General features: G+C 64.5%; 20 protein-coding genes. 9 read left to right on the top strand and 11 right to left on the bottom strand.

What is annotated here, in order from left to right:
* Positions 1-100: 100 nt before the first annotated feature.
* Complete coding sequence (locus ABDJ40_RS22275; protein WP_347613002.1) at positions 101-343, bottom strand: hypothetical protein; 243 nt, start codon at positions 341-343, stop codon at positions 101-103.
* Between the two features lie 177 nt (positions 344-520).
* Between ABDJ40_RS22275 and ABDJ40_RS22270 the strand changes: the two genes are divergently transcribed.
* The 5 genes from ABDJ40_RS22270 (at position 521) to ABDJ40_RS22250 (ending at position 7,289) form a co-directional block, all read left to right on the top strand.
* Positions 521-961, top strand: coding sequence for a helix-turn-helix domain-containing protein (locus ABDJ40_RS22270; RefSeq protein WP_347613001.1), 441 nt, complete (start codon positions 521-523; stop codon positions 959-961).
* Between the two features lie 264 nt (positions 962-1,225).
* The gene (locus tag ABDJ40_RS22265; protein WP_347613000.1) at positions 1,226-2,224 is read left to right on the top strand and encodes a PDDEXK family nuclease; all 999 of its coding nucleotides are present in this window, start codon (positions 1,226-1,228) and stop codon (positions 2,222-2,224) included.
* On the top strand, positions 2,221-4,500 hold the full coding sequence (locus ABDJ40_RS22260; protein ID WP_347612998.1) for a hypothetical protein: 2,280 nt from the start codon (positions 2,221-2,223) through the stop codon (positions 4,498-4,500). The genes ABDJ40_RS22265 and ABDJ40_RS22260 overlap by 4 nt, the downstream gene beginning before the upstream one ends.
* Positions 4,500-5,939, top strand: coding sequence for an ATP-binding protein (locus ABDJ40_RS22255; RefSeq protein WP_347612997.1), 1,440 nt, complete (start codon positions 4,500-4,502; stop codon positions 5,937-5,939). Before ABDJ40_RS22260 ends, ABDJ40_RS22255 begins: the two co-directional genes overlap by 1 nt.
* Before the next feature lie 12 nt (positions 5,940-5,951).
* Positions 5,952-7,289: a TniQ family protein gene (locus tag ABDJ40_RS22250; RefSeq protein ID WP_347612995.1), complete on the top strand. Its 1,338-nt coding sequence runs from the start codon at positions 5,952-5,954 to the stop codon at positions 7,287-7,289.
* 109 nt (positions 7,290-7,398) lie between these two features.
* On the opposite strand, the gene ABDJ40_RS22245 is transcribed toward ABDJ40_RS22250, so the two are convergent.
* Genes ABDJ40_RS22245 through ABDJ40_RS22230 form a run of 4 tightly spaced genes read right to left on the bottom strand, consistent with a single transcriptional unit; the run spans position 7,399 to position 12,753 of the window.
* Complete coding sequence (locus tag ABDJ40_RS22245) at positions 7,399-8,460, bottom strand: DNA cytosine methyltransferase (protein WP_347612993.1); 1,062 nt, start codon at positions 8,458-8,460, stop codon at positions 7,399-7,401.
* A 55-nt stretch (positions 8,461-8,515) separates the two neighbouring features.
* Positions 8,516-10,348 (bottom strand): ATP-binding protein, encoded by a 1,833-nt coding sequence (locus ABDJ40_RS22240; protein WP_347612991.1) that lies wholly within the window; start codon positions 10,346-10,348, stop codon positions 8,516-8,518.
* 12 nt (positions 10,349-10,360) lie between these two features.
* Entirely contained in the window at positions 10,361-12,283 is a 1,923-nt protein-coding gene (locus tag ABDJ40_RS22235) for a Z1 domain-containing protein (RefSeq protein ID WP_347612990.1), read from the bottom strand.
* A gap of 38 nt (positions 12,284-12,321) precedes the next feature.
* Complete coding sequence (locus ABDJ40_RS22230) at positions 12,322-12,753, bottom strand: hypothetical protein (protein WP_347612988.1); 432 nt, start codon at positions 12,751-12,753, stop codon at positions 12,322-12,324.
* A 692-nt stretch (positions 12,754-13,445) separates the two neighbouring features.
* Here ABDJ40_RS22230 and ABDJ40_RS22225 point away from each other — a divergent pair.
* The 4 genes from ABDJ40_RS22225 (at position 13,446) to ABDJ40_RS22210 (ending at position 17,282) form a co-directional block, all read left to right on the top strand.
* Positions 13,446-14,444, top strand: coding sequence for a PD-(D/E)XK nuclease domain-containing protein (locus ABDJ40_RS22225; RefSeq protein ID WP_488473455.1), 999 nt, complete (start codon positions 13,446-13,448; stop codon positions 14,442-14,444).
* Complete coding sequence (locus tag ABDJ40_RS22220) at positions 14,437-15,564, top strand: hypothetical protein (RefSeq protein ID WP_347612985.1); 1,128 nt, start codon at positions 14,437-14,439, stop codon at positions 15,562-15,564. Before ABDJ40_RS22225 ends, ABDJ40_RS22220 begins: the two co-directional genes overlap by 8 nt.
* Entirely contained in the window at positions 15,561-16,229 is a 669-nt protein-coding gene (locus ABDJ40_RS22215) for a hypothetical protein (protein ID WP_347612983.1), read from the top strand. Before ABDJ40_RS22220 ends, ABDJ40_RS22215 begins: the two co-directional genes overlap by 4 nt.
* Positions 16,230-16,631: 402 nt before the next feature.
* Positions 16,632-17,282, top strand: a complete 651-nt coding sequence (locus ABDJ40_RS22210) for an MBL fold metallo-hydrolase (protein WP_347612981.1) — start codon at positions 16,632-16,634, stop codon at positions 17,280-17,282.
* Positions 17,283-17,406: 124 nt separating this feature from the next.
* Here ABDJ40_RS22210 and ABDJ40_RS22205 read toward each other — a convergent pair whose 3' ends face one another.
* The 6 genes from ABDJ40_RS22205 to ABDJ40_RS22180 all read right to left on the bottom strand — a co-directional run bounded on the left by ABDJ40_RS22205 (position 17,407) and on the right by ABDJ40_RS22180 (position 24,964).
* Complete coding sequence (locus tag ABDJ40_RS22205) at positions 17,407-18,918, bottom strand: sensor histidine kinase (protein ID WP_347612979.1); 1,512 nt, start codon at positions 18,916-18,918, stop codon at positions 17,407-17,409.
* Between the two features lie 5 nt (positions 18,919-18,923).
* Positions 18,924-20,306 (bottom strand): sigma-54-dependent transcriptional regulator, encoded by a 1,383-nt coding sequence (locus ABDJ40_RS22200; protein WP_269630760.1) that lies wholly within the window; start codon positions 20,304-20,306, stop codon positions 18,924-18,926.
* 90 nt (positions 20,307-20,396) lie between these two features.
* Positions 20,397-21,611, bottom strand: coding sequence for an ABC transporter permease (locus ABDJ40_RS22195; protein ID WP_347612977.1), 1,215 nt, complete (start codon positions 21,609-21,611; stop codon positions 20,397-20,399).
* A 10-nt stretch (positions 21,612-21,621) separates the two neighbouring features.
* Positions 21,622-22,926, bottom strand: a complete 1,305-nt coding sequence (locus ABDJ40_RS22190) for an ABC transporter permease (protein WP_347612976.1) — start codon at positions 22,924-22,926, stop codon at positions 21,622-21,624.
* Complete coding sequence (locus tag ABDJ40_RS22185; protein WP_347612974.1) at positions 22,926-24,227, bottom strand: TolC family outer membrane protein; 1,302 nt, start codon at positions 24,225-24,227, stop codon at positions 22,926-22,928. Before ABDJ40_RS22185 ends, ABDJ40_RS22190 begins: the two co-directional genes overlap by 1 nt.
* 8 nt (positions 24,228-24,235) lie before the next feature.
* Complete coding sequence (locus tag ABDJ40_RS22180; protein ID WP_269630756.1) at positions 24,236-24,964, bottom strand: ABC transporter ATP-binding protein; 729 nt, start codon at positions 24,962-24,964, stop codon at positions 24,236-24,238.
* Between the last annotated feature and the right edge of the window lie 29 nt (positions 24,965-24,993).

Raw genomic sequence — 24,993 nt, 5'->3', positions numbered from 1 at the left:
GGTGATCACTCCTCACACCCCCGCCCAGCTGTGGATATCTCGGGCAGGGTAGGTTGAACACCTGGGTCAAATTTGGATCGGCAGGGCCCTCACGGGTGGGTCAAATTTCAGTCGGCGCCAACAGCAAGTGGCTCAGGCGCACGTACGCGGCCCACTTGGATTCGCGGCGCTTGCCGTAGGAGTCGATCCAAATCGCGCCGGGGTCTAAAACCTCCGCAAGCCTGAATGAGTCGATCGGCTCTTCCGGGTCGAACGTTCCGGCGCGCAACCAAATCTCAAAGACCCACAACGTCATCCGGATCGCATCCACGAGATTGACAGCTGACACGACGTGAAACTCCATCCTGCTCAAAACGTAGCGCGGGATTCTGTCGGTCCTTCATAGACAAAGCCATCGCAATTTCCCGCGCACGAAGCCAGACGCGAAACAGCCGTTTGCTCGGAACGTCGACTTCGACGGCCGCCGCGTCTTTCTCTAGCATTTCGACGACCAACAACTTGTTCGGCGACAGCTAACGAAATGGCAGCCCTTACCCACCAACTCCGTCGCTTTCCCGCTGCGCTCAAAGCGCTGCGGTTGCGTCGTGGCGTGCAGCAGAAAGCGTTTGCGATCGACCTCGGCATCGGCGCGGCCTTCCTCTGTGGCATCGAAAAGGGCACGCGTGCACCTCTCGATGATGGGCTGCTTGAGCAGGCGGGACGACTGCTGGAGCTGAACACCGACGAGCAAGCCCAACTGAGATCGCTGGCACATCACGACCGCTTGGTGCATCAAATGGAACTGCGCGGCGCGTCAGACGATGAGCTTCAGCTGATCTCGTCGGCGCTGACGGCCTGGCATCACATGTCACCGCAGCAGCGAACCGACTGGTTGGCCAACGTGCGCCAGCTGGCCGACAACGTCGTTCAGGTCAGCGCGATGACTCGCAGGCGGCTGACCAAGGAGGCCGCCATGGGCTAAAAAAAAGCGGGCCAGTGGCCCGCCTTGGAAGTCTTGGCGTCAACCAAAACATATAGCTGAGTTCATTCTGATGCCAGGACCTCCCTCCGTCAACGGGACGTGAGGGCAAGGCCATCCTTCCTCCGCACCGAATTCACATCGCGCTGAAAAGAAGTTTCCAGCGGCGAGGGAATCGGTCCGCCTGCCCAGACGTCCTCTTCGCCATCTGCCGGCGCGCTCATCGAGCGCCGGCCGTGTCGCCTGCGCGCGACGAAAGAGGTCCCCATGCTCAGAGATTTCACCGCCGGCGACCCGCAGCAGACGGCTGCGGGCAGCGGCTACTGTGCGCCATACCTATACCTGCTGGCGGATGACGCCGCCGAAGAGCGGTCGCAAAGGACCGTCCATACCAAGAGAAAGCTTGGTCAAGTCACTCGCGCCATCCGCGACGGCCGAGGCCAGGGTCGCGGCGACGGGTACTCGCCGTGGATCCGGATAACTCGGCGCTTCTCGAGCCCGGTCAGCAATCAGGAATTCACGCATCTGCCGATTCACCGCCGTAGTCACCACTTCCTCAGTACGCTCGAGTCCCACACGGCCCTGCAGCTCGCCTACCTCGGCGCGTCGGAGCTTCGCGAGTGTCTGCCCATGTGGCCGACGCCGCACGCCAACCCGATCACGGATGAAGCAAGGGACGAAGTGCCGGGCCTCATCGAGATCGCCGAAAGCGCTGGAATCGAGCACGGCGTGTTCGTCGGCTCCGACGTTCCATACATCGGCTCGCTCGACATCATGGCGGCAATTGACTGGGCCGGCACCGTCCATCAGGTCGGCATTAGCTGCAAGCCCACAGACGTTCTGAACTGCAGCCCGCGCGCTCAAGAGCGCGTCGATCTCGATCGGCGTTACTGCGCGGCACTTGGCGTTCGGCATCTTCACGAAGGCGGAGATGGCTTCGACAGAACGCTCGTCAAGCAGCTCGAGGCCTATCGGCCGCTTCGGTCCGAGGTCGTGGCATACCGCGACACGCAGCAGCTTCTGGACTTCTGCGGGCACTTCGAAGGCAACGCCGCTTCGATGCCGATGCACGTGGCAATCGACCTCTCCGGCAGCCGTGTACATGCCAATCACGATGAGGCATCGCTCCTGTGGCGCGTCGGCGTTTGGCTCCGTCTGATCGACATCGACCTCGCCCGTCCGCTGTCCATGTGCAAGCCGATCGTTCGCGGTCGCGATCGCGTTCTGAGCCAGCTCGCGCAGCGATTCCTCGGGGAGGCCGCATGAATCCAAATTTTGTCGGCAAAGCGCTGCTCCTGCCCGGGCCGTGCGGGAAGCCCGTCATCGTCGGTCGAATCATTCTTGTCAGCGAGATCGACGACCTCGTGTTCGTCGCTGGGATCCCGCGCATCAAGAAGAACGGGCACATCGACAACTACGTGGCAACGCCGCGCGTGCAGTCGCTGTCGGAGTTGAAGCACAAGCTCGACAAGGACCACGGCTACCGCCTCGCCGACTTCGAGCCGCCAGCTCATTGGCTCTGGTCGGATGCACAGCTCCGAGGCCACGGCAACGACGGCAGTGGCCGACGTCAACGCAGGAACGTCAAGAGCTGGGTCGCGAAAGCAAACAAGGCCTACAACCTGATCGATCCGTTTGTCGGCGGCCGTTCGATCGAGGAAATCCTCTATGACCCCGCCCTTCGATCATGGCCAGCGGCCCGGTCACGAGAGCTCCGAGTGAGAGAGGTCGCGGTCCGCCGCGCGCTCAACGCCTATCTGCTCGGCATGGGCAACAAGCGAGCGCTACTGCCTTGGTACGTCAACTCAGGCGCGCCAGGCCAGCAGAAATTTAGCAAGGTCGATACCGGGCGTCCCGACATCGCGGCCGAGATGCTCGGCAAGAAGCGCCATCGTCCTCATTTGTGCAAATGGACGCGCGCGCAACTGGCGCTCGGCTGGAAGAAGCATAAGAAGCCCGGCGTGTCGGTCGAGATCGCGCTGCAGCGAACGCTCGCTGGATGCATGGCCAAGAAGGTCGTGTGGAACGGGAAGGATTGCGAAGTCGTCCTTGAGCCGGAGGCTGCTGACATCACGCCCGCGATGTTTCGGTACTGGGGTACGCACGAGGCCGGCGCGCTGACGGCGATCCAGATCAATCGCGGCGAGACGGCGGCGAAGAAAGAATACGTCCGGCGACTCGGCAAGATGAAGGGGCGCCATTCCACTGCCAACGGAATCGCGTTCCTCGACAGCACGTCTGCCGACCAGACGCTGCGTTCCGTCGCCTCATCGCTCACGGTGCTGAGCTCGCCCTGGCGCACCGAAGTGCTCGGCGGTGGCATCGATTACATCTTCGGCATCTATGTCGGCTTCGAAGCGCCCAGCGCGACAACGGCGCTGCTGTCGATCTTGAACGCCGCCGAAGACAAGGTGGCGTACTGCGCGCGCTTCGGTCACGAGATCGAAGCGCGCGACTGGTATGCGTTCACATTCAGCAAGTTCCTTCTGGACAATGGTGAGGCCAAGGGCCAAGTGGCCATGCGCACGCTGGAGGAGCTCGAGAGCTCAGCCAGCTACGGCGCGGCATACGACCCCATCAGCAAGGCGCCCGTCGAGTCCTCGCATCGCAGCAAGCAAGCGAAGCTCGATCATCTGCTCCCAGGCTCGACCATGGGGCGTCGCAAGCGACGCGGCGAGCCCGACCGAAGTCAGATGGCCAGGCTGACCTTCGATGACTACATGCACCTGCTCATCAAGGAAATTCTCTGGCGCAACAACCAGGAGCACATCGACCCGCCCCGGATCGAGATGTACGAGGGCCTGCAGGAACGCACCCGCCGCGGCGTCCTCGAGTGGATGATGAAGCATCACTACGTGTCGTCATCGGCGACCGACTTGAGCGTCCTCCGCGCGGCCTGCCTGCCGCGGCTCCGAGCCTCAATGCACGGCGATGGCCTGCACATTTTCAATCCGGCCAAGGCTGAGGAGCACCTCATTCCCGAACTGGTCTACCGCAGCCAGTGGCTGGACGACGCCGGGATTCTGCAGAGAGCAGCGAGCCGCCGCCATCGGCTAGAGGTCCACCTGAACCCGGCCGACCTCAGCCATGTCTGGGTCAATATCGGCGGCCTGAAGCGGCTCGAGCTCGTCACGAACGATCCCGATCTCCACAAGCTGTGCTTGACCGATTGGCTGGCGATCTGTGCGGACAACCGCTTGCGCGGCTACCTGGCGAAGGCGCTTGAGGTCGGAAGCAAGATCAACAAGGTCGCGACGATTGACAAGACGACACGCGCACGAGACGCAGAGCGGCGCGAGGAGATCAAGAACGCCGACAAGAAGCCGACCAAAAACGGTCTGCGCGCTGGCCGGCGCGGCAACACCGTGATCGAGACGGCAGCTCTCACGGGCGTTCCCAAGCCCCTGCCCGCGTCACAAGAGGTCAAGGTCGAGAACGCAGCCCCGTCTCCTGGCTTGCCGCCTCCTGCGCCGCCTGTCGGGTGCGGGGACGATGCACTAATCGCGCGGGCAAAGGCCATCTATGAAGCGAGGGCCTCGTAGTGAGCGCCGCTTCCAATGGGCAAGAGCCCAACCCGTTGCTTTGCGCGCCCGGTCTGGAACTGATCCCGACCTGGCTTACCGACATCGGGGCGCTGATGAATGCCTTGGAATTCAATCCCCTCGCTGGGCTGAGGCCGGCAGAGATGTCCAAGTTCGATCGTGTGCTGCAGGTCGACGATCTCAAGCGCATCTTCGTGCCGGCACCGCAGCCCGCCCGCGTAGCGCAGCGCATGCTCAGGGCGCTCTATCAAGGGCTGCGCCAGCGCAATCCAAGGCTGGAAACGGTTCGGCGAGATCTCAACGCTCTGGCGCAGCATCTCGGGAAGGCGCTGACCGACTTGCCCTGGTTTCCCAACCAAGCAGTGGGGATCGTCCTCGAGGGAATCACCGGCATCGGCAAATCGCACATCGCCGATCGCGTGCTGAGCTTGCTGCCTCAAGTGATCGTTCATGAACCGAAAGGCGACTGGGGCATGCACCGACTCAAGCAGCTCATCTGGCTCAAGGTGCCCATGCCGGCGGACCATTCGCGCAAGGGACTGCTGATCAACTGCATCAAGGAGATCGATCGCGCATTGGGGACCAACTACGAAGCCCAGCATGTGAAGACGACCGTGCGCGTCGAGTTCCTCATCGTCACCGTGATGTACATCCTGGCGCAGCATCGCTGCGGGCTTCTGGTCATCGAGGAGTCCCAAGCGGAGAACCTAGGTTCCCGCGTTTTCTCACGCGACTTCCTGAACTACTTCCTTCGGATCCTCAACTGGGGCATCCCGGTCATGCTGATCGGCAACCCGCTGGCCTTCGAGCAGCTCAGGCTGCACGCCCAGGATGTGGATCGATTCTCGGAGGGTGGCTGGTTCACGATGCTGCCGGCGTTCGGCCCTGACGCGCCGATCTGGCGCGATATCTGGATGCCGAGGCTTTGGGGGCCAAGCCTCATGGACAAGCCCGATGCTGCGTTCGAGGCATTGCCCAGCTACCCGGCCATCACGAGCTGGGACCAGCTGATATGGCGATTCACGGGTGGCCTGCCGCGCCTGGTATGTCGCCTGCGCATCGAAACGCTGGACGACGCGTTGAGCAACGACATCGAGGTGATAACGACCAGCGTCGTAGCATCGGTGTTCGAGAAGTCGCCTGCGTTTACCGCATCGCGCGAGCGGATCAAGGCGCTGGCGACGCACGACTTCGAGAACCTGTGGCGCTACAAGGATCTTCCCGTCTCGCAGCTCCGCATGTACTGGACGCCGAAGGCGGAGCAGAAGACGCCGGACATCGCCACCGAGCAAACGACACCACGAACGCCATCGCCGCCGCCAGCGGCATCGCCGAGCCGACAGTCCAAACGCGCTGGCGAGGCCAGTCCGCGCAGCAAGCTCTGCCGGGACATCAGCGAAGCTACCGAGGTCAACGCGAGCAAGCGTAAGGCCAGGTAGTGGAGGCCGCCGATGGACGCGCCGACGCTCGAGCCGCTTCCGATCGTGCCGGCATGGCACGCCGACGAGACGCTGTACTCATGGGCGGCAAGGTACCACCGGCTTCGCGGCGCCGGAGCGGTGCGGCCCGTCGGCGGCCTTCTCTTCGACACGCTCCATGCCTACAAGGAGATCGAAGCGCCGACGCGTCTGCACCATTTCTGCCGCGCGACCGGCGGTGCCTTGGGCGATGTCAGGTCCATACTGCTCAAGCGTACGCCGCTGGCTGCATTCGTGCCGTTCCTTGCGGCCAAGCAGCGACAGCGCTTCGACGTCCTCGCGCAGTCAGATCAGCCGACCGCGTGGATGACGATGTTCGGCATGCGCGCGAGCGCGCTGGAGCAACGGGCGCTTAGGTGGTGTCCGGATTGCGTCCGCGAGGATATCGCCACGCTCGGCATGCCGAGCTGGCGCCTAACGCAGCAGTTGCCGGGGTCCTGGGTCTGCCTCGTGCACGACCGGCCGCTGTACAAGCAGGACGTCACTTCCGCGGCATGGCATCTTCCACCGCTCGACATTGGCATGGCTCCGGCGCCTCGGCTGCTATCCACCGGTCAATGCTGGCAGTCGATGCGGACGCTGTCTGCACTGGCATCGAGCTTGGTCTCGGCGCCGCCCGTGGATCTACAGGCTGTCCGTCGAATAGTCGTCTCCGCTCTTCATGAACAACGCGTTCTCAGCGCGACCAAGCCGATCTCGGCAGCGAGACTATGCGCGTGGTTCGGCTCCACACCGCAAGCGCGCGGGCTTCGCTGCATCGCTGGCGTGGCCCCCTTGTCAGAAGGGAAGTGGATTCACGAGACGCTTGCCTCTCGACGCGCGGCTCACCCCATCAAGTGGATGCTGCTGCTGAGCGCCGCCTTTGATGGTAAGACAGACTGCGAGCTCATCGAGAAGCTGCACCGTCCGACAGCTAAAGTCAGCTGGGATGATCAGGGCCAAGGCCTTCTCTGGCACGACGACGATCGGCGCGCGGGTCGCATCGTGCGGACAGCCACCGCGGCCTCGGTCACGTTGGCCCACGCCGCTGCGGAGCTCAACGTTTCTGTCGGCACGCTACGGATTCACTTGCGCGCGGCGTCGTGCAACGCTTCCAAGCAACGAGCGGCCCAGCGACAAGTAGCTCGGCGTGCATCGGCCATTCGCGAAATCGAGACGTTCATGCTCGAGCACGAGGCCTGCTCTCGAAGAGACATTTACAGCCGCTGCAAGGCAGCGACTTCTTGGCTGAGATGCCATGAACCGGCGGCCCTTGTCGCGTTGCTGGCTCGCAAGCAAGTCTGTCGAGAGCGACAAAGAAGTCTCTTCTGACCGGTTTGCAAATCCTCATGGGCCGCAAAGCAGCAGTTGCGGCATTTCGATGCGACCGAGGCATGCGTCGCCTATGGGCAGGGCAGCGGCCGCTCATGTCCACCAAGAGCTATGGTGTCGAAGCCGCAGAGTTCAGCAGGCCATCCCGAAGTGCGCTGGCGTGTGCCGTGATGAACGGGGGCGGCAGCGCGTTCCCGATCATGAGGGCGATTGATTCCTTCCCATGCGCGACATTGAACTTGTAGGAGCGGGGAAATCCTTGCAGCACTGCAGCTTCGCGCAAACTAATGGTCCTGTCCTGGCCGGGATGCAGGAATCGTCCTTTTGAGGGATTGTGACAACCGCTGGTAATCGTCGGCGCAACTGCGTCCCAGGCCAAGCGGCCGTAGATGTCACCGAATCCGTCGCTGCGCTTGTGGCATTCCAACTGGTACTGGGGCGGCAGATCGCTACGGCTGCCGCCGTCCTTTGGTATGAGCGCGATGAGATCACGGACCTTTTGTGACCTGTTTTCGCCTAGGCCATGCAACTTGTCTCGCCCTTGGCCAGGCTCGACCATTCCCTTCAGAGCCTGACGCACCGTAATGCGCTTTTTCGCCTTGTCAGCGACAGCGGGGGAATGGACCTTGGATGCAAGCATGATGAGACGCTTGCGGCGCTGTGGTACTGAGTAGTCCGCAGCGTCCAGCACGTGAACCACCGTCGCATAGCCCAGCTTGTGCAACTTGCCCTGCATGCTAAGAAATCGAGCGTCCTTCGCCAGCGCAGGGACGTTCTCCAGCATCACAGTCTTCGGCTGCATAACCTCGATGAAGCGAAGAAAGTCCTCAACAAGGTCGTTCCGGTGGTCGCTGACCGATGTCATCTTGTTCTTCGTGCGCAGGCGAGAGAAACCTTGGCAGGGAGGGCAACCCGCCAGAAGATCCAGTTCTCCAGCGGCTAAGCCTGCCTCGACAAGAATCTGCGCAGGGTCCAGCTTACGAATGTCGGCAGCGTAGAGGCGCACCTTGGGGTGGTTGAGGCGATAAGTTTCCTGCGCCTTGCGGTCGATTTCGACGGCTGCCGCGACCGTGAAGCCAGCACCCTTGAGCCCAAGGCTTAGACCGCCGCATCCGCTAAAAAGATCGATGGCATGCAGCTTAGGTTCTGCCGGATTTTTTGCGCTGGTCATTCGGAAAGACGGTGAGCTTCGATGTTGATGATGTCGGACAACGCCATACCAGTATCTACGGAAGGTGCTGCAGGAGGATCTGCCCAAGCTGCGCCAGTTCGGCTGACGCTCCGCGGTTTGCGGCAAGCAACTCTTCTCCGTGCATGTCCGTGCGTTCGTTGGTTGCATCCTCGCCGTACAACTCCACCGTCAAAGTCCGGAGACGGTCCTTGTGGTGCTGCGCGGTCGTTGCAGCAGGGTCGCCTTTTCCAGCGGCAGTTAGAACCAAAGCCTCCGGGCACAGCGTTGGAATGAAGCGCACATTTTCTCTCAGCCACGCGAGGTAGCGGCGCTGAGCCTCTACGCGCTGGGCGGCGTTTCCGCCAGCGGCTCCGCCGTCCACGGTGAAAACCGGCTCTACGCCAACAGCCTCCTTGATCCGCTCGCTGAGGGTGCCGTCGTCGGCCGCTGCGATAGTGTTCGGATCCACGAACTCTTCCAACCGCTTCTTGTCGCCGTCGAGCAGTACAAGCGTGTGACCGGGCGCGGCCATCAGAACGGGCACCTGGTACTTCAAGATCGCCTCCGCACCGCCGCTCAGATACTCCACCTTAAAGATCGCGGCTTGCGCCGGGTCCCCAAGCAACCGCAGCGCCTGCTTCACGACCGACTTAGCAAGTTGGTCCTCCACCAGGACTCTGACCTCACCGCCTCCTACAGCCCCCAGTCGTCGGAACGCCGCGTATGGATGGGTTGCCGGGATGACGACGAAGCGACCGTTGTCAAGCTGATGGAAGGCTTTGATCGCATCGTTGGGCAGCGCGGTCACGAGATGGGGGGAATGGGTCGAAAACACGACCTGCAACTGCTTCGTTCTGGCCATCTTGGAAAGAAAAGCTAGCAAGCGTTCTTGCGCACCAGGGTGCAGAGAAACCTCTGGTTCATCCAGCAGCACAAGGGTACCTTGGCTTGCTGCCAGAACCTGTACCACGCAGCTTGTCACTGCGACCTCACCGCTGCCTGCGAAAGCCTCAGAGTAACGTCCGTGCTTCGTCTTGAACACGACGCTTAGACCGCCGTCGCCTTTAAAGAGCCGATGTCGAATCCACCTAGCCTCTTCGTATTCCCTGCCTAGGACATAGCTGACCATCGAGAGTTCGGCCTCGTCCAAAAGCCGATTCTCGGTGGCTACCTTGTGACCGCGACGCATTACGGACGTGTCCCCGGACTCGATGACCTGGGCGAGCAGTTCGGCGTCATGTCTCACCTGATCCATCTTGCTTGAGATCCGCAGCGGGGAGACCTTGGCCCCCTTCTTAGGCGGCACATGTGGTATCGGGTCTTTGCCGAAGTAGAAGTACTTGTCGAATGCGCTCAGTTCTTTGCGGAAGTTGATGTACAGAACTTTGCGCGATACGGGATTCCACCGGTCCTTCGCCCGGCCGCCATAGACCTTGTTCGCCTTCAACTCGGGTTCAACCATGCCGTCGCCGGTGCTCTCCTTGGTCGGTTCCCAATAGTTGGGATCGGGTAGCCCATATCGAGTCTTCCGCACCCTCGCCTTGCGTGTCTCGACGACATCGTTGAAGGTGGCGTTGAGGTGCCCATAAATAAAGCGACTCGGACTACCTTCACCTTCCTCTATGGGGTCAATCTTTGTGCTGAACCAGTACTGTCCGGTGGACTGGCCCGCTGGCGCCCCGTACAGCGCGTTCAGGACCGAAGTCTTTCCAGACCCATTCGACCCGACCAATGCGGTCACTGGGAAGGTGAAGTCAATGCGAGTTCCGTCGGCAATGTTCTTGAAGCGCGGGAAGCGAATATGAGTGATGTATCCAGGGAAAATCTTGAAGTACTTGCCCCGGTTCTTTTCAAGGCTGGCAATCTCATCGCTCAGCTTCAATGTCATCGACTTCTACCCTTAAATAGCAAACGCCAGCGCATAGCGACCGGCTGGGAAACGGATCTGCGGCCACCAGGCTGCCTGCTGCTTGCCAAAGGCCTTGGTGCGCATCATGAAGATGGTGATTCGTCCACTGGGTACCTTTCCCGCCTCACCGCCGGAAAGCACGCCTTGTGTCTCACGCCGACGCTCTTTCAGGTCACGGTCTCGGTCTACATACACGTATCCGGACTGCTGTTCGAGGATGTCTGCACACTGCCTGAGTCCTTCCGCTACCGCGACTGGGTTCCACACATGTTCGGACTGTGATGGGTCCGGCGCAGTCAAGCGGATGAGCTCCTGAAGGTCCTCGATGGAAAACTCGACGAACTGTTTGTCGCCTACGCTGGACAACAACTTGTCCAGCTTCGCGGTGTTCTTAGCAGCGGCGTCATCGCGCAGCACCTGCGCCGGGTTGTACGTACCACCGCCGGTGTAGACACCTATTGCGCCCGGCACAAGTACGGTGCGCCTCGTGGCCTGAAGTCCGTTCTGGAGGTAGACCCCTCTGAACTCTTCGTCGGGACTGTCCGCGATCAGCTTCCTAAGACTGCGCTCCATCTCATTGATGGCGGCGAACACCGCGTGAAGTTCCGGCGGCAGCCATAGCCGAAGCAACCCAATATCCTTGCGCCGATAACCATACATCCGGGCGTGCTGAAGCACGGTGTCGGCCTGGGGCGTCTTTGGGTGCCTCCCGTAGTAGCTGACCAATAGATTCTTGATCGTGACGCCTCGGCCTAGCTTGTTGCCTCCAACAAACAGGTTGTAGGGCGCGTGTAGCGCCACGTCCTCGTCGGTTTCACCATTGACCAGCTTGACGTAGATGCCAGCAGAGAGAAATTTGATCCGATCAAGCAAGTGATCGAAGTCAGCTTTAGCTAGACCCTTGTGAGTGCCGGCCAAATCGTCGAAAGCGGCTCGAAGGCGGGCGACGAGTTTAGCGCTTCCAGCTTTTAGGCCCGAGCTGAGATCGTCCTTGTACTTCCGCAGCAGCTCGACAATGTGCTTGTGGTCATCGGTCCGCGTACTAACGTGGCAGAGAAAGGCGCAGTACTGGTCTGGCTGCGCTTCACGCTTGTAGGTAGCGCCGATCATGAAAGCGTCGAGCGCGGCCAGGAGAGACGCCGGAATCTGGGTGCCTGGCGTCGGTTGCATTCCCGCCGATAGAGTCATTAGGTCGGCAAGAGGAAACTCGCGGACCAAGTCATCGACGCCGTTGGCGAAGAAGTCCTCCCCGCCGACATAGTCCTTCCCCGGATGACTGAGCACGGTGAACTTCGGCCGAAAAGCGTGCTCTCCGTCTTGCAAGAACAGCGCCCCGGGCGTCGCTGTAACCTGCAGATAGGTGTTCCTGTGAAAGAAGCTTCTCAGTTCTTCGATCTGAAGGTTGATCTTGCTCTGCGAACCGTCGTTCTTGCGCGCCTGTGTGTTTAGGCTAGCTTGATCGGCCTCGTCGTCGATGATGAGGCACGCGAGACCGCGGACGTTGCCACCCTTCAAGTTTTCGATGAGAGTCTTAAGGATGCTGCCGTTCTTCGTGACCACGACCGCACAAGTGTTGCGCTTCAGCCGCTGCAGGAAGGTACCGGGGTCGCGCAGGTCCCCCTTCCCGAGGATATCCATGCCGGGAAAAGCTTCTTGAATCCGACCACGGGTTTGCTCATACAACGGGTCGATGTCAGATGTAAGGACGATGAGCGTTTTGTAGCCTTCGTCAGCGCCCATGGCGCCAGTCACCGTCAGAACACCCGTCTTGCCGCTTTGCACTAGGCCGTATATCAGGCCATTAGTCTGTTCGGCGCCACCGCTGAGTGGCTTCACCCACTTGCCCATGACTTCACGAGCCGTGCTGGCAATGTCAGCCACCTCTTGCGGACTTCCAACCTGCGTCTCCAGCAAGTTCAAGATTTCGTCAGTGTGTCCACCCTGCATTCCGATCACTCCCGTTTGCCAAGAAGCCTGATCCATTCCGACGGCGCCACCTTGTTCGGCAACGTGCCGTCCGGACCGCCGATCTCGAAATGCTGACGGTGGCTGCGTCTGCAAGAGATGTGGAGCGCCGCACTTTTTAGCTGGGCGACGCGCGCATAGGCGTCGTATGTAACAGCCGCGACACCGTCGGCACCACAGATGAGTCCAATGACAAGCGGCATCTCCAGCGAGCGCTGCTGCAACAGCACCTGCTCATCTGGCGTGAATGTGAATCCCCATGGACTGCGCTTTGCCGTGGAGTACTTCAAATGAATTTGGAGGCTGCCGCCCAACACAAAGAAGGGTGGCGAGTGGGAGATGCTTGTCAGACCGCCTGAACCGCGGATGAGCTGGTGTAGGGCCGCACCCTCGTAGAACTCTTGCTTCTGGATTCCCATACGCACCGCGCAACGGCGGGTGTTAGAACTGCATGGAGCGGCAGCTCAAGCGCCCAGGGCACCAGCCGAACCACACGATCTGGTCCGATACGACACCCTCCCCTTGTTCACCTTCGCGCCCGAGAAAGGATAGGCGGAGGAAATATTCTGTTGCAGCGAACATAGCGCCCAGCCCCAGGGGCGTCAACGGCAGAAATCCTGAACGGAGTCGCCTGAACAAACGGATATCAGCTGCCGCGCTTCGCAGAGCTCAGTCCGTTGGATGAAGGTCTGCAGACGGGCCTGAGCGGACACGTCGGCGCTTCGTGCGTGCGACCGCTCCCAGCCGAGGCTGTGTGAAAACTCGGCAAGCGGCCGAATTCAGGGGTCTCGATGCCATGGATGACTCGGCGATCGTCGATCTTGAGTCGGTCTGAGAGGTCGACTTCGCGCGAGTATGCGATGAAGCAGCGTTTCACACAGCCTCAGCCTATTGCTGACAGCCCAGTTCGCCAGACAGCTCTGCAGCGGTTGCAGACGGTGGCTTGACGTGAGCGAATTCACGCTGGCTGACCTCAAGAAGTCGTCCGGGCCAGGGAGCTAGTAGCTGCCAAGGAACACAACTACGACCTCCCGTGACCGCTGGCCACCAAGAGCACGGCTGAATTCATAATCTATGAACAGTGTCAAGAAGCCGTATATAGGGAGGCTCAGTGTCGGAAACGAGCAAGATCGCATTAATGGCGATGAAACTGTCTGATGAAGTGTTCTCAGAATTCTTCTGGACAAAGGTCGGCCCCGAAGATCAGAACTGGCCCTGTGAGGACAAGGTCCTTCATGGCGTCGACACGCATCCGGCGGATGTAGTCTTCTACTACGACGAGCCGTATGCGCAGCGCAGGACATTCGTTCATTGCGACCTGAAGAGCTACGCAAAGGGCTCAATCACGACCGCGACCTTGCAGGGAGCCATTGCCAGCCTCGCCAAGCAGATCGCCTGCGCAGAGAAGAGCGAACGCTGGCGCGACCTCTACATGCATGGCAACGTGACGCCGAACGTCTGCGGACTGCTCTTCGTCTACAACCACGACGGTGAGTACGACAAGGACTTCGCGTCTGTGCTGAGCGCGGCCACACCCAAGGATCTGCTGTTGCCTAAGGGGGCGCGACTGTTCGTCTTGGGCCCGCGCGATGTGCACTGGATCGACAACGTTCGGTACGACATTCGACAACTGCGCGGCGCCGCTGGGCCAGCGGCATTGCCGGCGGCGCAGCATTGCAAGTTCTTCTATCCGCAATTGGACGGACGGGCCAATCTCCAGCCGGAGAAGGCACGCGCGGCCACGCTCGAGATGCTGACCTCGCCTTGGATCGTGTTCGAGTACAAACATGGGCCTGCTCTCGCCCAGCGAGGCGTCATCGTGTTCTATCGCCGATCGGGAGAAACCGAAGAGGAGTTCATGTACCTACTCGATTTCTTGCGCCACTACCAAGTCCTGGAGGATGCGACCAAGGTGGACATTCGGTCAATGGCCTCGGATGCTGCAGCCGCTGCACGCTTTCAGAAGGCCAAGCAGCGCTACGTCGAGAGCCTGGGCGACAACGGCCACTCGACTGAGCTCGCCGCGAAGGTCAACGCCATCGGCTACACGAAGATTACGCAGGCAATCACGGAGTTCTCTTCGATCAACCTGGGGATGGACTATGCGTGATCCTGGGCAGTTGTATTTCGCCACGAACAAAGAGATCCACGACCTGCTGTTCTCCGCCAAACAGAAGGTGACGGAAGCGGTCTTGCTGGAGTTGCTGCGTGACCGTGGCATCTTCTGTTCGCCAGCCGAGTCAAGAGAGGCGCTGGTTCAGTACCTGTCGCTGCTCCCACACGACTACGCGGATGTGTGCGGCATTCTGGAGCGGCGCGAGGCCTCGAAGCGGGGCGAGAAGACGGCTACGATCTCGTTGAACACCGAATTGTCGGCAGACGAACTCAAGGAGATCGTCAGCGAATACCAAAAGGCCGAAGTCCAGGAGGTCGTTCGCGCCCACAAGAAGAGCGAATCCGAGTTCGTCATGAACGTGACCTACTCTGAGTTCGACTACTCCAAGACGCGGCTGCTGCAGCGCCAAGATCGAGATGCAGATTTGGTTTTCACCAAGGTCGAGGGACGCACCGAGATCCGCATACCGGCAACCGACCGCGCCCGTGCCATGGTTGACAAGCTGCGGGAGCGAATTGAAGCTCACAAGAAGGCCGTCGTGCAACTCGAAGAGATCGAGCTGACTGGCCTGACCTCGGCTGAGGCGCGAACGACATTCTTCACGCGGCTGATCTCTTCGTTACCCGACTTTCCATTGATGACCGTTTCACGCCTGCGGGTCGCCCATTCGACGTCGGAGCAAGAGGACGATGACTTCGATATGGACGGTGACGACGTTGACGAGGCCGAAGAGAAGATGCTCGGCGTGGTCGAGAACGTGGCGCTCAGCGGTGAAAACCTGGTCGCCTCCGAGATGTACCAGGAGCTGAAGGACAAGGGCTTCTTCATCACGTCGATCACCTGGCGCGCGAAGCAGAACGTCCACCCCTACGCGATCATCGAATGCGACGCGGGCTTTGAGGATCGGCAGGCCGGCAAGAAGTTTCGCTACTCCATTCATGGTGCGCTCAAGTTCAAGAATGGCGCGTATACAAAGCACATCCGCCCGGTCAGCGAGGCGGAGAAGGCAACCCTGCTCGCGATGATCGAGAAGACTGCCCGTACCGTCTTGGCGCAATTGCTCGCCGAGGCGGCGGGTGCTGGTGCGGATTCGGAAGCGGGGACCACTTCATGAAACGCTATCGCTGGCTAAAGGCTCGATGGCCAATCTCTATGCGAGTTCTGGCCAAACGCCTGCGCGTTAAGGCGTTTGATGGAGAGCAGGTCGAAGGCTTCGTTCTGGATCGGGTCAGAGACGATTTTCTAGATGCCAGATTCGTGGAGAAGATCGAGTACGACGATACCGTTACCGACCCATTTGGGGTGGAGGTGAGTTTTCGCCGCGTCGAATACCGAAGTTATGAATTCAAGGCGGCAGTGGCCGGCCCAGGCTTGGAACTCGTGGACGCGCCCCGCGGCGTTCAGACCATGATCAGCCGGCTGGCGGAAGCAACCGACTTTGCTTTGGCGATCAGCCCGCTTTCGGTCGACGTGCTGGACTGGGCGAGCGAAGTGCAGCGGCGCTTGAACGAAGTGGGGATCGTGGATTCACTGCAATTGGGAGCGATGGAACTCGCCTCCAATGTCCAAGCCAAAGCGGTCATCAAGGGCAGTGTCGACGTTCTCGGGGCAACGCAGGCACTCGTACTCGGTAAGAAGCATGTTATCGAGAAGGTTCAGATTCGGTTCATGCGCCCCAAGCGCTTGACGGTGCTGTTGACGAACAACGGCGTAGCCCGTTTCGATCAGGAGCCAAGCGAGGATTTGCTTTCCATCGTCCGAGCGTCGTTACCGCTGTGATCATTGGCCGGGCGTTCAAACCAAAGATTGTTCTTGCGGTTACGACGGCAAGCCAACCCACGAATGCACATGTCGCTGCAGGGTCGACATGTACCTTTCGCGTAGCGCAGAAGCGGTCGTACAAGCCGGCACGAGGCGGGCGCCAAAGGCGAGCGGCCAGTTCCAGGAGTGAAGCTGCCGGCCAAGTCAGCAGCGCTCAGTGGCCGGTGTTGGAGGGAGCTGTCGCTCAGGCCCTGAACCGCGAACGACTCAGATCAGCCTAGATCCGACCTCCGAAGTGCAGGAAGCCTTCCGGAACAAGCCTCTTCGAAACTTTGACCTCCGAAGCGCGCAATCGGCACCCCGAGACTTCGATACATTGCCCTCCACTTCGAAACTTTGTTCTCAGCTCCCTCCTCAGCCATGCCCCTCCACTACCTCACCCTCCCCGTCACCCCCTTCCAGCAGAACTGCTCCCTCGTCTGGTGCGACCAGACACTGGAGGCGGCGGTGGTGGATCCGGGTGGGGAGGTGCCGCGGCTGCTGAAGGAGGTGGAGCGGCTGGGGCTGACGCTCAAGGCGATCTGGCTGACGCACGCGCACATCGACCACGCGGGTGGCACGGCGGAGCTGGCGCGGCTGAAGGGCCTGCCCATCATCGGGCCGCATCCCGGCGACCAGTTCTGGATTGACGGGCTACCGCAGCAGAGCGCCATGTTCGGCTTCCCCGCGGTGGAGACCTTCACGCCCACGCGCTGGCTGGCGGACGGCGACACGGTGCAGATCGGCCAGGAGACGCTCACGGTGCGCCACTGCCCGGGCCACACGCCAGGCCATGTGGTCTTCCACAGCGCCTCGGCCAGGCGCTGCTTCGTGGGTGACGTGCTCTTCGCGGGCTCCATCGGCCGCACGGACTTCCCCGGCGGCAATCACGCGCAGCTGATCAGCTCCATCACCGAGCGCCTCTGGCCCATGGGCGATGACACGGTCTTCATCCCCGGCCATGGGCCCGAATCCACCTTCGGCGAGGAGCGCCGCAGCAATCCCTTCCTGAGCCACGCACGCTGGGGCTGAGGTCAGGCAAGACCTGACCCCAACGAGGTGATGCCTCCGAAGCCTAGCAAGACCTGACCCCGCCAGCCGCTGCAGCGGGGCCCAGGCAAGACCTGGCTCCAGCGCAGCGCCAGCGTCTGCGTCCTCAGCGCACCGGCAGCAGCAGGCTGACCCGCAGGCCGCCGCCCTCGCGGTTGGCCAGCAGGATGCGGCCTCCATGGGCTTCCGCGATCTCGCGGGCCAGGGCAAGGCCCAGGCCGGTGCCGCTGCGCTTGGTCGAGTAGAAGGGCAGCAGGGCCTGGGCCAGCACGGCCTCGCTCATGCCGGGGCCGCGGTCGCTGACCGTCACGCACCATTCGCTGCCCTGGCGCTGCACGGCGAGGCGCACCTCGAGTGCGGCGTCGCCGCCGGCGCTGGCTGGCGACGCCGTCTCGGGGGCGGGCCCTGCCCCCTGCCCGGCCTCATGGGCGTTCTTCAGCAGGTTGATCAGGGCCTGCTCCACCTGCACGCGATCGAAGCTGGCCGTGCCGGCCGGCAGCGCGCCGTCCAGCACAAAGGGCTGCTGGCTCATCAGCTGAGCCACGAAGTCGGCCCAGGGCACGGGCGCCAGGCGCGGCAGGGGCAGCTTGGCCACGCTGGCATAGCTGGCCAGGAATTCGTGCAGATGCCGGGCCCGCTCGCCGATGCTCTGGAAGACCTGGGGCAGGCGCTCGGTCTGGCCGCGGCGGGCCAGCTCGGCCCCGCTGTGGGCCAGGGAGGAGATGGGGGCGAGCGAGTTGTTCAGCTCGTGGCTGATCACGCGGATCACGCGCTTCCAGCTGGCCACCTCCTGGCGTGACAGCTCGCGCGTGATGCGGCGCAGCAGCACCAGACGGTGGGCCTGGCCCAGCAGGTTCAGGGCGCGCTGGGAGAGGTGGAAGCTCTCGGGCTCGGCGGTGCCATCCAGGGCCTCCGGCAGAGTGAGCAGCTGGTCTTCGCCCTGGCGCAGGGCCTCGGCCAGGGCCTCGGGCAGGGGCGACAGCACGGTCTCCCAGGCCTGCCCCGAGAGCCGCCGGCCCTGGGCCAGCAGCTGACGGGCGGCGATATTGGCATAGGCGACCTGGCCCTGGGCGTCGATCAGCAGCAGGGCCACGGGGGTGTTCTGCACTACGGTGTCCAGCAGCAGCTCGCGCTGGGCGAGGTGCTGGCGTTGGCCGCGCAGGGTGGTGGCCAGCTCGCGGTGGGCGCTCAGCAGGGCCCGCAACTCGCCCTGCCCGTCGACGGCCAGCGCGGTGCTGAAGTCGCCGTCACGGTAGCTCAGCACGGCGCCCTCCACGGCCCGCAACACACGGCGCAAGGGCGCCAGGCACCAGGCCACCAGCAGGCCGGCCACCGGCAGCAGCAGGCCGAGGATAGGCAGGGGCAGCCACACGCTGGTGCGCAGGGTCAGGCCCCCCCAGCCCAGCTCGCGCAGCAGGGGCGGCAGCGGCCCCAGGCTGAAGGCCGCCTGCAGCCCCAGGGCCAGCAGGGCGATCAGCAGCAGGCTCAGCAGCAGGCGCAGGCCGAGGTATTGCAGCGGCCTGGCATGGGCCGGAGGCGGAGCCGATGGGGCCGCCGCCGCATCGGGCGCCGCCTTGCGGTCCCCCTCGGGCGGCAGGTCCTGGCCGGTGGCGCCCATGGTACTCAGAGACCGCCCTCGCGCGGCAGGCCGTAGCGGTCCATGCGCCGGTACAGGGCCTGGCGCGAGAGGCCCAGCTGCTGCGCCGCGCGGGCCACCACGCCCTGGGCGGACTGCAGGGCCGCCAGCACGGCCTCGCGGCTGGGCTCGTCCAGGTTGCGGTGGGCCAGCGCCGCGGGTGCGAGGGAGGCCGCGGCGGCGAGGCCCAGGTCCGCCGGCTGGATCAGGCCCTCGCGGCACAGCAGGGCCGCGCGGGCCAGGGCATTGCGCAGCTCGCGCACATTGCCGGGCCAGGCATGGGCCAACAGCGCGCTGCGAGCGGCCTCGCTGAGGCGCACGGCCTGGCCGGCCTGCCGCTCGTGCTCGGCGAGGGCCTGCTCGGCCAGGGGCAGGATGTCATCACGGCGCTCGGCCAGCGGGGCCAGGCGCAGCTCGATCACGTTGAGCCGGTAGAAAAGGTCCTCGCGGAAGCTGCCAGCCGCCACCATGGCGGGCAGGTCGGCATTGGTGGCGCTGACCACGCGGACACGGGTCGTGCGGGTGCGCGTGGATCCGAGGCGCTCGAACTGGCCGGTCTCCAGCACGCGCAGCAGCTTCATCTGGCCGGCCAGGGGCAGGTTGCCGATCTCGTCCAGGAACAGCGTGCCGCCATCGGCCGCCTCGAAGCGGCCCTCACGCGCCTTGCCGGCGCCGGTGAAGGCGCCGCTCTCGGCACCGAAGAGCTCGGCCTCGATCAGGTCCGCCGGCAGGGCTCCGCAGTTGAGGGCCACCAGCGGGCCCTGGGCGACGGCGGAGTTGGCGTGCAGCAGGCGGGCGATGCGCTCCTTGCCGCTGCCGTTGGGGCCGGTGACCAGCACCGGCAGCGGCGCACGGGCCACCTGGCAGGCCATCTCCAGGGTGCTGATCATGGCGTCGGAGGCGAAGACGATGTCGCCCAGCGCATAACGCTGGCGCAGCGCCTCCACGCGCTGGCGCCGCTGGCGGCGGGTCTGGCTCAAGGCCTCGTTGGACTCGGCCAGCTCCAGCAGGTTCTCCACCGTGGCGAGCAGCTTGAGGTCGTCCCAGGGCTTGGCGAGGTAGTCGGCCGCGCCGGCCTTGACCAGGGCCACGGCCTGCTCCAGCTGGGTCCAGGCCGTCAGCAGGATGACGGGCAGGTCGGGGTGGCGCTGGCGCAGGCGCTGGAACAGCACGCGGCCCTCCTCGCCGGAGGTGGTGTCGGCGCTGAAGTTCATGTCCTGGATGACCAGGTCGGCGGCCTCGCGCTCCAGCAGGGCCAGGCCCTCGTCAGGGTCGGCGGCGCACAGGGCGCGGATGTCGTGCAGGGACAGCAGCAGGGCCAGGGCCTCGCGCACGCCGGGGTTGTCATCGATGATCAGGACGGTTCGCATGTGGGGGCGAGGATAGCAAGCAGACGGCCCCGCGGCGGGGGCACGCGGGGCCGGATCATCCCGGGGTGGCGCCGGGCATCAAGAGGGCATTCAGCTGCGCAGCGCGGCCACCGGCGGCAGGGCCGCGGCGCGTTGTGCCGGCCCCAGCACGGCCAGCTGGCCCAGCATCCACAGCGCCACGGCGCCGGCCGGCAGGTAGTGCCAGGGCAGGCCCGGCAGCTCGTACTGGTGCACCAGCACGCTGCTCAACCCGGCCGCTCCCAGCACGCCCAGCCCGATGCCCAGGGTGCTCAGCAGGAAGTTCTCGGTCTGGAAGTAGCGCAGGATCTGCCCGCGCGTCGCGCCCAGGGCGCGCCGGGTGCCGATCATGCGGGTGCGCTGCTGCACCCAGAAGCTGGCCAGGCCGACGATGCCGAAGGCCGTCACCACCATCAGGGCCACGCAGACGCCGATCAGCAGGCCGATCATGCTGCGGTCCTGCGCGTAGTAGCGGGCACGCGCCTCGGCCCAGGTGCTGCTGCCGCGCAGGATGCGGGCCGGGCCCACGCGATCCAGCGTCTCGCCCGCAGCCTTCAGCATGGCGTCCCGCTGGGCAGCATCGACGCGCAGCACAAACTCGGCCCGCTGGAAGCTCTGCCTGAGCGGCAGGATCATGGCCAGGGCGCCCTCGTCGCCGCCGCCGGGATGGGGCGAGATCATGCGATCCACCACGCCGACGATGGTGCTGGCCCCGGAGCCCACGCCCCAGACCTTCTGGCCCAGGGCCGAGCCCTCGGGGAAGAGGCGCCGGGCCGTGACGCGGCTGACGATGATGGCGGGGATGTTGACGCCGTCCTCCTCGTCGTAGGCCTTGCCATCGCGGAACTCCTCCGGCGTGAAATCCCGGCCCTCGACCAGGTGCAGGCCCAGCAGGGCCAGGCCCCCTTCGCCCAGGCGGTACTCTGGCACGCCGGTGCCCTGCGCCTTCTCGTCGGCGCTGTGGCGCAGCCCGCTGACGGTGAACTGCGGGCCATAGGGCACCTGGTTCATCAGCGTGACGCCCTTGACGCCGGGCAGCTGGCGCAGCGCGGCCAGGTCCACCTCGGTCTGGGCCTGGGGGTTCTCGTTGGGCGTCACGCCGGACACGCGCAGCGTGATGAGCTCCTCGTCCGCCATGCCGCTGGGCTCCTGGATGCGCTCCAGGCGCTGGCTGATCAGGAACAGGGCGTTGCAGACGATGGTGCAGGTCAGGGCTACCTGCAGCACGATGAGGCCGGCGGCGGTCTTGTGGCGCTTCAGGGTCGCCAGGATGGGCATCAGTTCCATGAGAGGCTCCTCATTGCGTCTTGAGTTGCAGGGCGGGCTGCACCTGGCAGGCACGCCAGGCCGGCAGCAGGCCCGCCAGCAGGCTGGCCGTGAGGGCCACGCCCAGGGTGGTGATGAGCATGGTCAGGTCCAGGTTCACGGTGGCGGCGTAGTCGCTGCTGCCGTGGCGCACGGCCCAGATGCCCAGCCCGGTGAGCAGCAGGCCCAGCACGCCGCCGGCCAGGCCCAGGCTGCCGGCCTCGATCAGGAACTGCAGGAAGATCTGGCGCCGCGGTGCGCCCAGGGCGCGGCGCACACCGATTTCGCCGGAGCGCCGCAGCGCCTTAGCCAGCTGCAGACCCACGGTGTTGACCAGGCAGACCACCAGGAAGCCGAAGGACAGCCACAGCTGCAGGCCCACGTCATGCGGCACCACCTGCTGGGACTGCAGCCAGTCCATCACTGAGCGCAGGCGCACATTGGTCGGGCGCTCGTAGCGGCCGGCCTGGCGCTGCTGGTCGGAGTACTGCTCCAGGTAGGCCTTGTAGGCGGGCGCATCGCCCGGCTGGGCCAGCTCCACCCAGTACTGCAGCCAGGCGCAGGGTGCCTGCGGCGCGCGCATGTCGCCGTTGACGTTGCCCCAGCAGTTCACGTTGCCCGAGCTGCCGAACTTCAGCGCGATGGCGGTGGACAGCGGCGCGTAGAGCTCGGCCGTCTCGGCATAGGCGCCCAGGCTGATGTCGAAGTAGTGCGGCACGGGGCGCCAGTGGTCCAGCACACCGATGATGCGCAGCTCCTTGTCGCGCATGCGCAGCGTCTTGCCGCGGCTGTCGGCGCCGCCGAAGAGGCGGTCGTTGAGCTTGCGCGAGAGCACCACCACGCGGGCCTCGCCGGCATCGTCCTCGCGGCTCCAGCCGCCGCCGTACTGGAACGGAGCCTCGAACATCGCGAAGAAGTCGCTGCTGGCCCAGCGGCCGGTGGCCAGAAAGGGGCGCTCCTTGCCGTCCGGCGGCGTCACCGCCACGCCGCCGCCGCTCATCATCACCTGGCGCTTGCCGCGGCCTTCGCGCAGCAGGGCTTCGGCGTCGAAGCGGGTCAGCTGGTAGATGGGCTCGCCGCCGGGCACGAAGCCGTCGCGCACACGCCCTGCGTCGAGCTGCACGTTGAAGAGCCGGTCGCTCTTGTGCGGGATGGGGTCGCGCGAGAGCACATGGAAGATGGTCAGCGTGGTCATGCAGGCCGCCACGCCGATGGCGATGGTCAGCAGCATCAGCGCGGTCAGGCCGCGGCTGCGCCGGAAGCTGCGCAGGGCCAGTTCGATGTAGTAGGCAAACATCAGCTTGCTCCTTGCAGAAGTTGATTCACGCGGGCGAGCTCGGGCTCGCCCAGCTGGCCGACGGCGGCCTGCAGCTGCAGCGTCGCCAGCACGTAGGCGTGGCGGGCCTGGGCGTGGGCGTTGCGGGCCTGGGCGTGGGTCTGGATGGCCAGCAGCAGGTCGGTCATGGAGCGGGTGCCCAGCGACTGGCCGGCGCGGGTGGCGGCCAGGGCGCGTTCGGCGGCCTGCACGGCGGCGGCGCTGCTGGCCACCTGCTCGATGCCCAGCTTGACGGCCAGCACCTGAGCCTGGGTCTCGCGCACCAGGGCGCGGCGCGTGGCCTCCAGCTGCTCGCGCTGCAGGTCCCGCTCATGCACGGCCTGGCGCTGCTGGGACTGGGTGGCGCCGCCCGCGAAGAGCGGGATGCTCAGTCGCACGCCCACGGTGCTGACCAGGCGGCCGGCATCCGCTGCAGGAATGCCGAAGCCGCTGCGGCGCTGGCTGTCCAGGCCCAGGCTCAGCGTGGGCAGGTGTGCGGCACGGGCCGCGTCGATACGGCGCTCGCTGGCCGTCAGGCCGCGCTGGGCGGCCTGCAGCAGGGGCTGCTGGCTCATCGCGCGAGCCACCCAGGCCTCGGCGTCCTCGGGCTGCAGGGGCGGCGTGGGCAGCGCGGCGCTCAGGGCCTGCAGGGCGCCGGGCAGCTGGCCGGTGATCTCGGCCAGGGCCTGGCGCGCATCGGCCAGCTGCTGGCGGGACTGCTGGGTCTGGCCGCGCGAGAGGCCGTGGTAGGCCCGCGCCTGCTCGACATCGACCAGGGCGGAGAGCCCCGCCTCGTAGCGCGTCTGCGCCTGGGACACCTGCTGGGCGAAGGCAGACTCGTTGGCCTCGGCCGTCTCCAGGGCCGACTGCGCGGACAGCACCTGGAAGTAGGCCTGGGCCACGCGGGCGCAGAGCTGCTGCTCGGCGGCGCGCAGGCGGGCGTCCTCGGCGTCCAGCCGGGCCTCGGCGGCGTCCAGGCTGCGCAGCTGGCTCAGGTCCACCAGCACCTGGCTGAGGTGGCTGGCGCTGCTGTGGCTGCGCTGGCCCTCGCTGCGCTCCTCGTCGGCGCTGAGGGACCACTGCGGCAGCAGGGGCGCGCGGCTCTGCACCAGCAGCTCGGCCTGCACGCCGCGCTGGGCGCGGGCCTGGGCCAGCACCGGGTCGGCGGCGCGGGCCTGGGCGTAGATGCTCAGCAGGTCATCGGCGCGGGCCGAGCCGAGCAGGGCCAGCAAGGCCAGGCCCAGGGCGGGTCGGCGCCAGAGGGAATGGAAAGCTCGCTGCATGGCCGCCCTCAGACTGCAGCAGGCAAGACCTGACCCTGCGGATGCAGCAACTCACCCAGGCGCAGCTCGGCGGCGATGTCCACCACCTGGCCGTCCATCACGTGCACATTGCGCTGGGCGCGGGCGGCAAGCTGCATGTCGTGGGTGACCATGACGATGGTGGCGCCGTCTCGGTGTAGCTCCTCCAGCAGGTCCATCACGCTGCGGGCCATGGCGCTATCGAGGTTGCCGGTGGGCTCGTCGGCCAGCAGCAGCTTGGGCTCGCCGGCCAGGGCACGGGCGATGGCCACGCGCTGCTGCTGGCCACCGGACAGCTCAGCCGGGTAGTGCTTCTCGCGCGCGGCCAGGCCCACGCGGGCCAGGGCCTCGCGGGCGCGGCGCTGGCGTTCCTCACGGCCCATGCCGCGGTAGCGCAGCGGGACCTCGATGTTGTCCAGCACGTTGAGATCGGGGATCAGGTTGAAGGCCTGGAAGATGAAGCCGATCTTCTGGTTGCGCAGGCGCGAGCGCTGGTCGTCGTCCATGCCGCTGACATCCTGGCCGTCCAGCACGTAGCTGCCGCTGGTGAAGGACTCCAGCAGGCCGGCGATGGTCAGGAAGGTGGTCTTGCCCGAGCCCGAGGGGCCGGTCACGGCGACGAACTCGCCCTGCTTCACCTCCAGGTTGAACTGACGCAGGGCGAAGGTCTCGACCATCTCGGTGCGGTAGACCTTGGAGAGTGATTGCATCTTCAGCATGGGAATGTCCTTTCTTGTCCCTGGGATCC

Origin of the sequence: Roseateles flavus (assembly GCF_039872765.1) — a bacterium.
GTDB classification, from domain to species: domain Bacteria; phylum Pseudomonadota; class Gammaproteobacteria; order Burkholderiales; family Burkholderiaceae_C; genus Roseateles_B; species Roseateles_B flavus.
Note: the sequence above shows the minus strand (reverse complement) of the source record. Positions and strands in the feature narration are given on the sequence as shown.

Excerpts from the sequence above, each read along its gene's own strand:
- ABDJ40_RS22245 (WP_347612993.1), bottom strand. The coding sequence starts at position 8,460 with ATGACCAGCGCAAAAAATCCGGCAGAACCTAAGCTGCATGCCATCGAT.
- ABDJ40_RS22220 (WP_347612985.1), top strand. The coding sequence starts at position 14,437 with ATGCGTGATCCTGGGCAGTTGTATTTCGCCACGAACAAAGAGATCCAC.
- ABDJ40_RS22275 (WP_347613002.1), bottom strand. The coding sequence starts at position 343 with ATGGAGTTTCACGTCGTGTCAGCTGTCAATCTCGTGGATGCGATCCGG.
- ABDJ40_RS22185 (WP_347612974.1), bottom strand. The coding sequence starts at position 24,227 with ATGCAGCGAGCTTTCCATTCCCTCTGGCGCCGACCCGCCCTGGGCCTG.
- ABDJ40_RS22180 (WP_269630756.1), bottom strand. The coding sequence starts at position 24,964 with ATGCTGAAGATGCAATCACTCTCCAAGGTCTACCGCACCGAGATGGTC.
- ABDJ40_RS22265 (WP_347613000.1), top strand. The coding sequence starts at position 1,226 with ATGCTCAGAGATTTCACCGCCGGCGACCCGCAGCAGACGGCTGCGGGC.
- ABDJ40_RS22240 (WP_347612991.1), bottom strand. The coding sequence starts at position 10,348 with ATGACATTGAAGCTGAGCGATGAGATTGCCAGCCTTGAAAAGAACCGG.
- ABDJ40_RS22230 (WP_347612988.1), bottom strand. The coding sequence starts at position 12,753 with ATGGGAATCCAGAAGCAAGAGTTCTACGAGGGTGCGGCCCTACACCAG.
- ABDJ40_RS22215 (WP_347612983.1), top strand. The coding sequence starts at position 15,561 with ATGAAACGCTATCGCTGGCTAAAGGCTCGATGGCCAATCTCTATGCGA.
- ABDJ40_RS22210 (WP_347612981.1), top strand. The coding sequence starts at position 16,632 with ATGCCCCTCCACTACCTCACCCTCCCCGTCACCCCCTTCCAGCAGAAC.
- ABDJ40_RS22200 (WP_269630760.1), bottom strand. The coding sequence starts at position 20,306 with ATGCGAACCGTCCTGATCATCGATGACAACCCCGGCGTGCGCGAGGCC.
- ABDJ40_RS22195 (WP_347612977.1), bottom strand. The coding sequence starts at position 21,611 with ATGGAACTGATGCCCATCCTGGCGACCCTGAAGCGCCACAAGACCGCC.
- ABDJ40_RS22205 (WP_347612979.1), bottom strand. The coding sequence starts at position 18,918 with ATGGGCGCCACCGGCCAGGACCTGCCGCCCGAGGGGGACCGCAAGGCG.
- ABDJ40_RS22270 (WP_347613001.1), top strand. The coding sequence starts at position 521 with ATGGCAGCCCTTACCCACCAACTCCGTCGCTTTCCCGCTGCGCTCAAA.
- ABDJ40_RS22190 (WP_347612976.1), bottom strand. The coding sequence starts at position 22,926 with ATGTTTGCCTACTACATCGAACTGGCCCTGCGCAGCTTCCGGCGCAGC.
- ABDJ40_RS22250 (WP_347612995.1), top strand. The coding sequence starts at position 5,952 with ATGGACGCGCCGACGCTCGAGCCGCTTCCGATCGTGCCGGCATGGCAC.
- ABDJ40_RS22260 (WP_347612998.1), top strand. The coding sequence starts at position 2,221 with ATGAATCCAAATTTTGTCGGCAAAGCGCTGCTCCTGCCCGGGCCGTGC.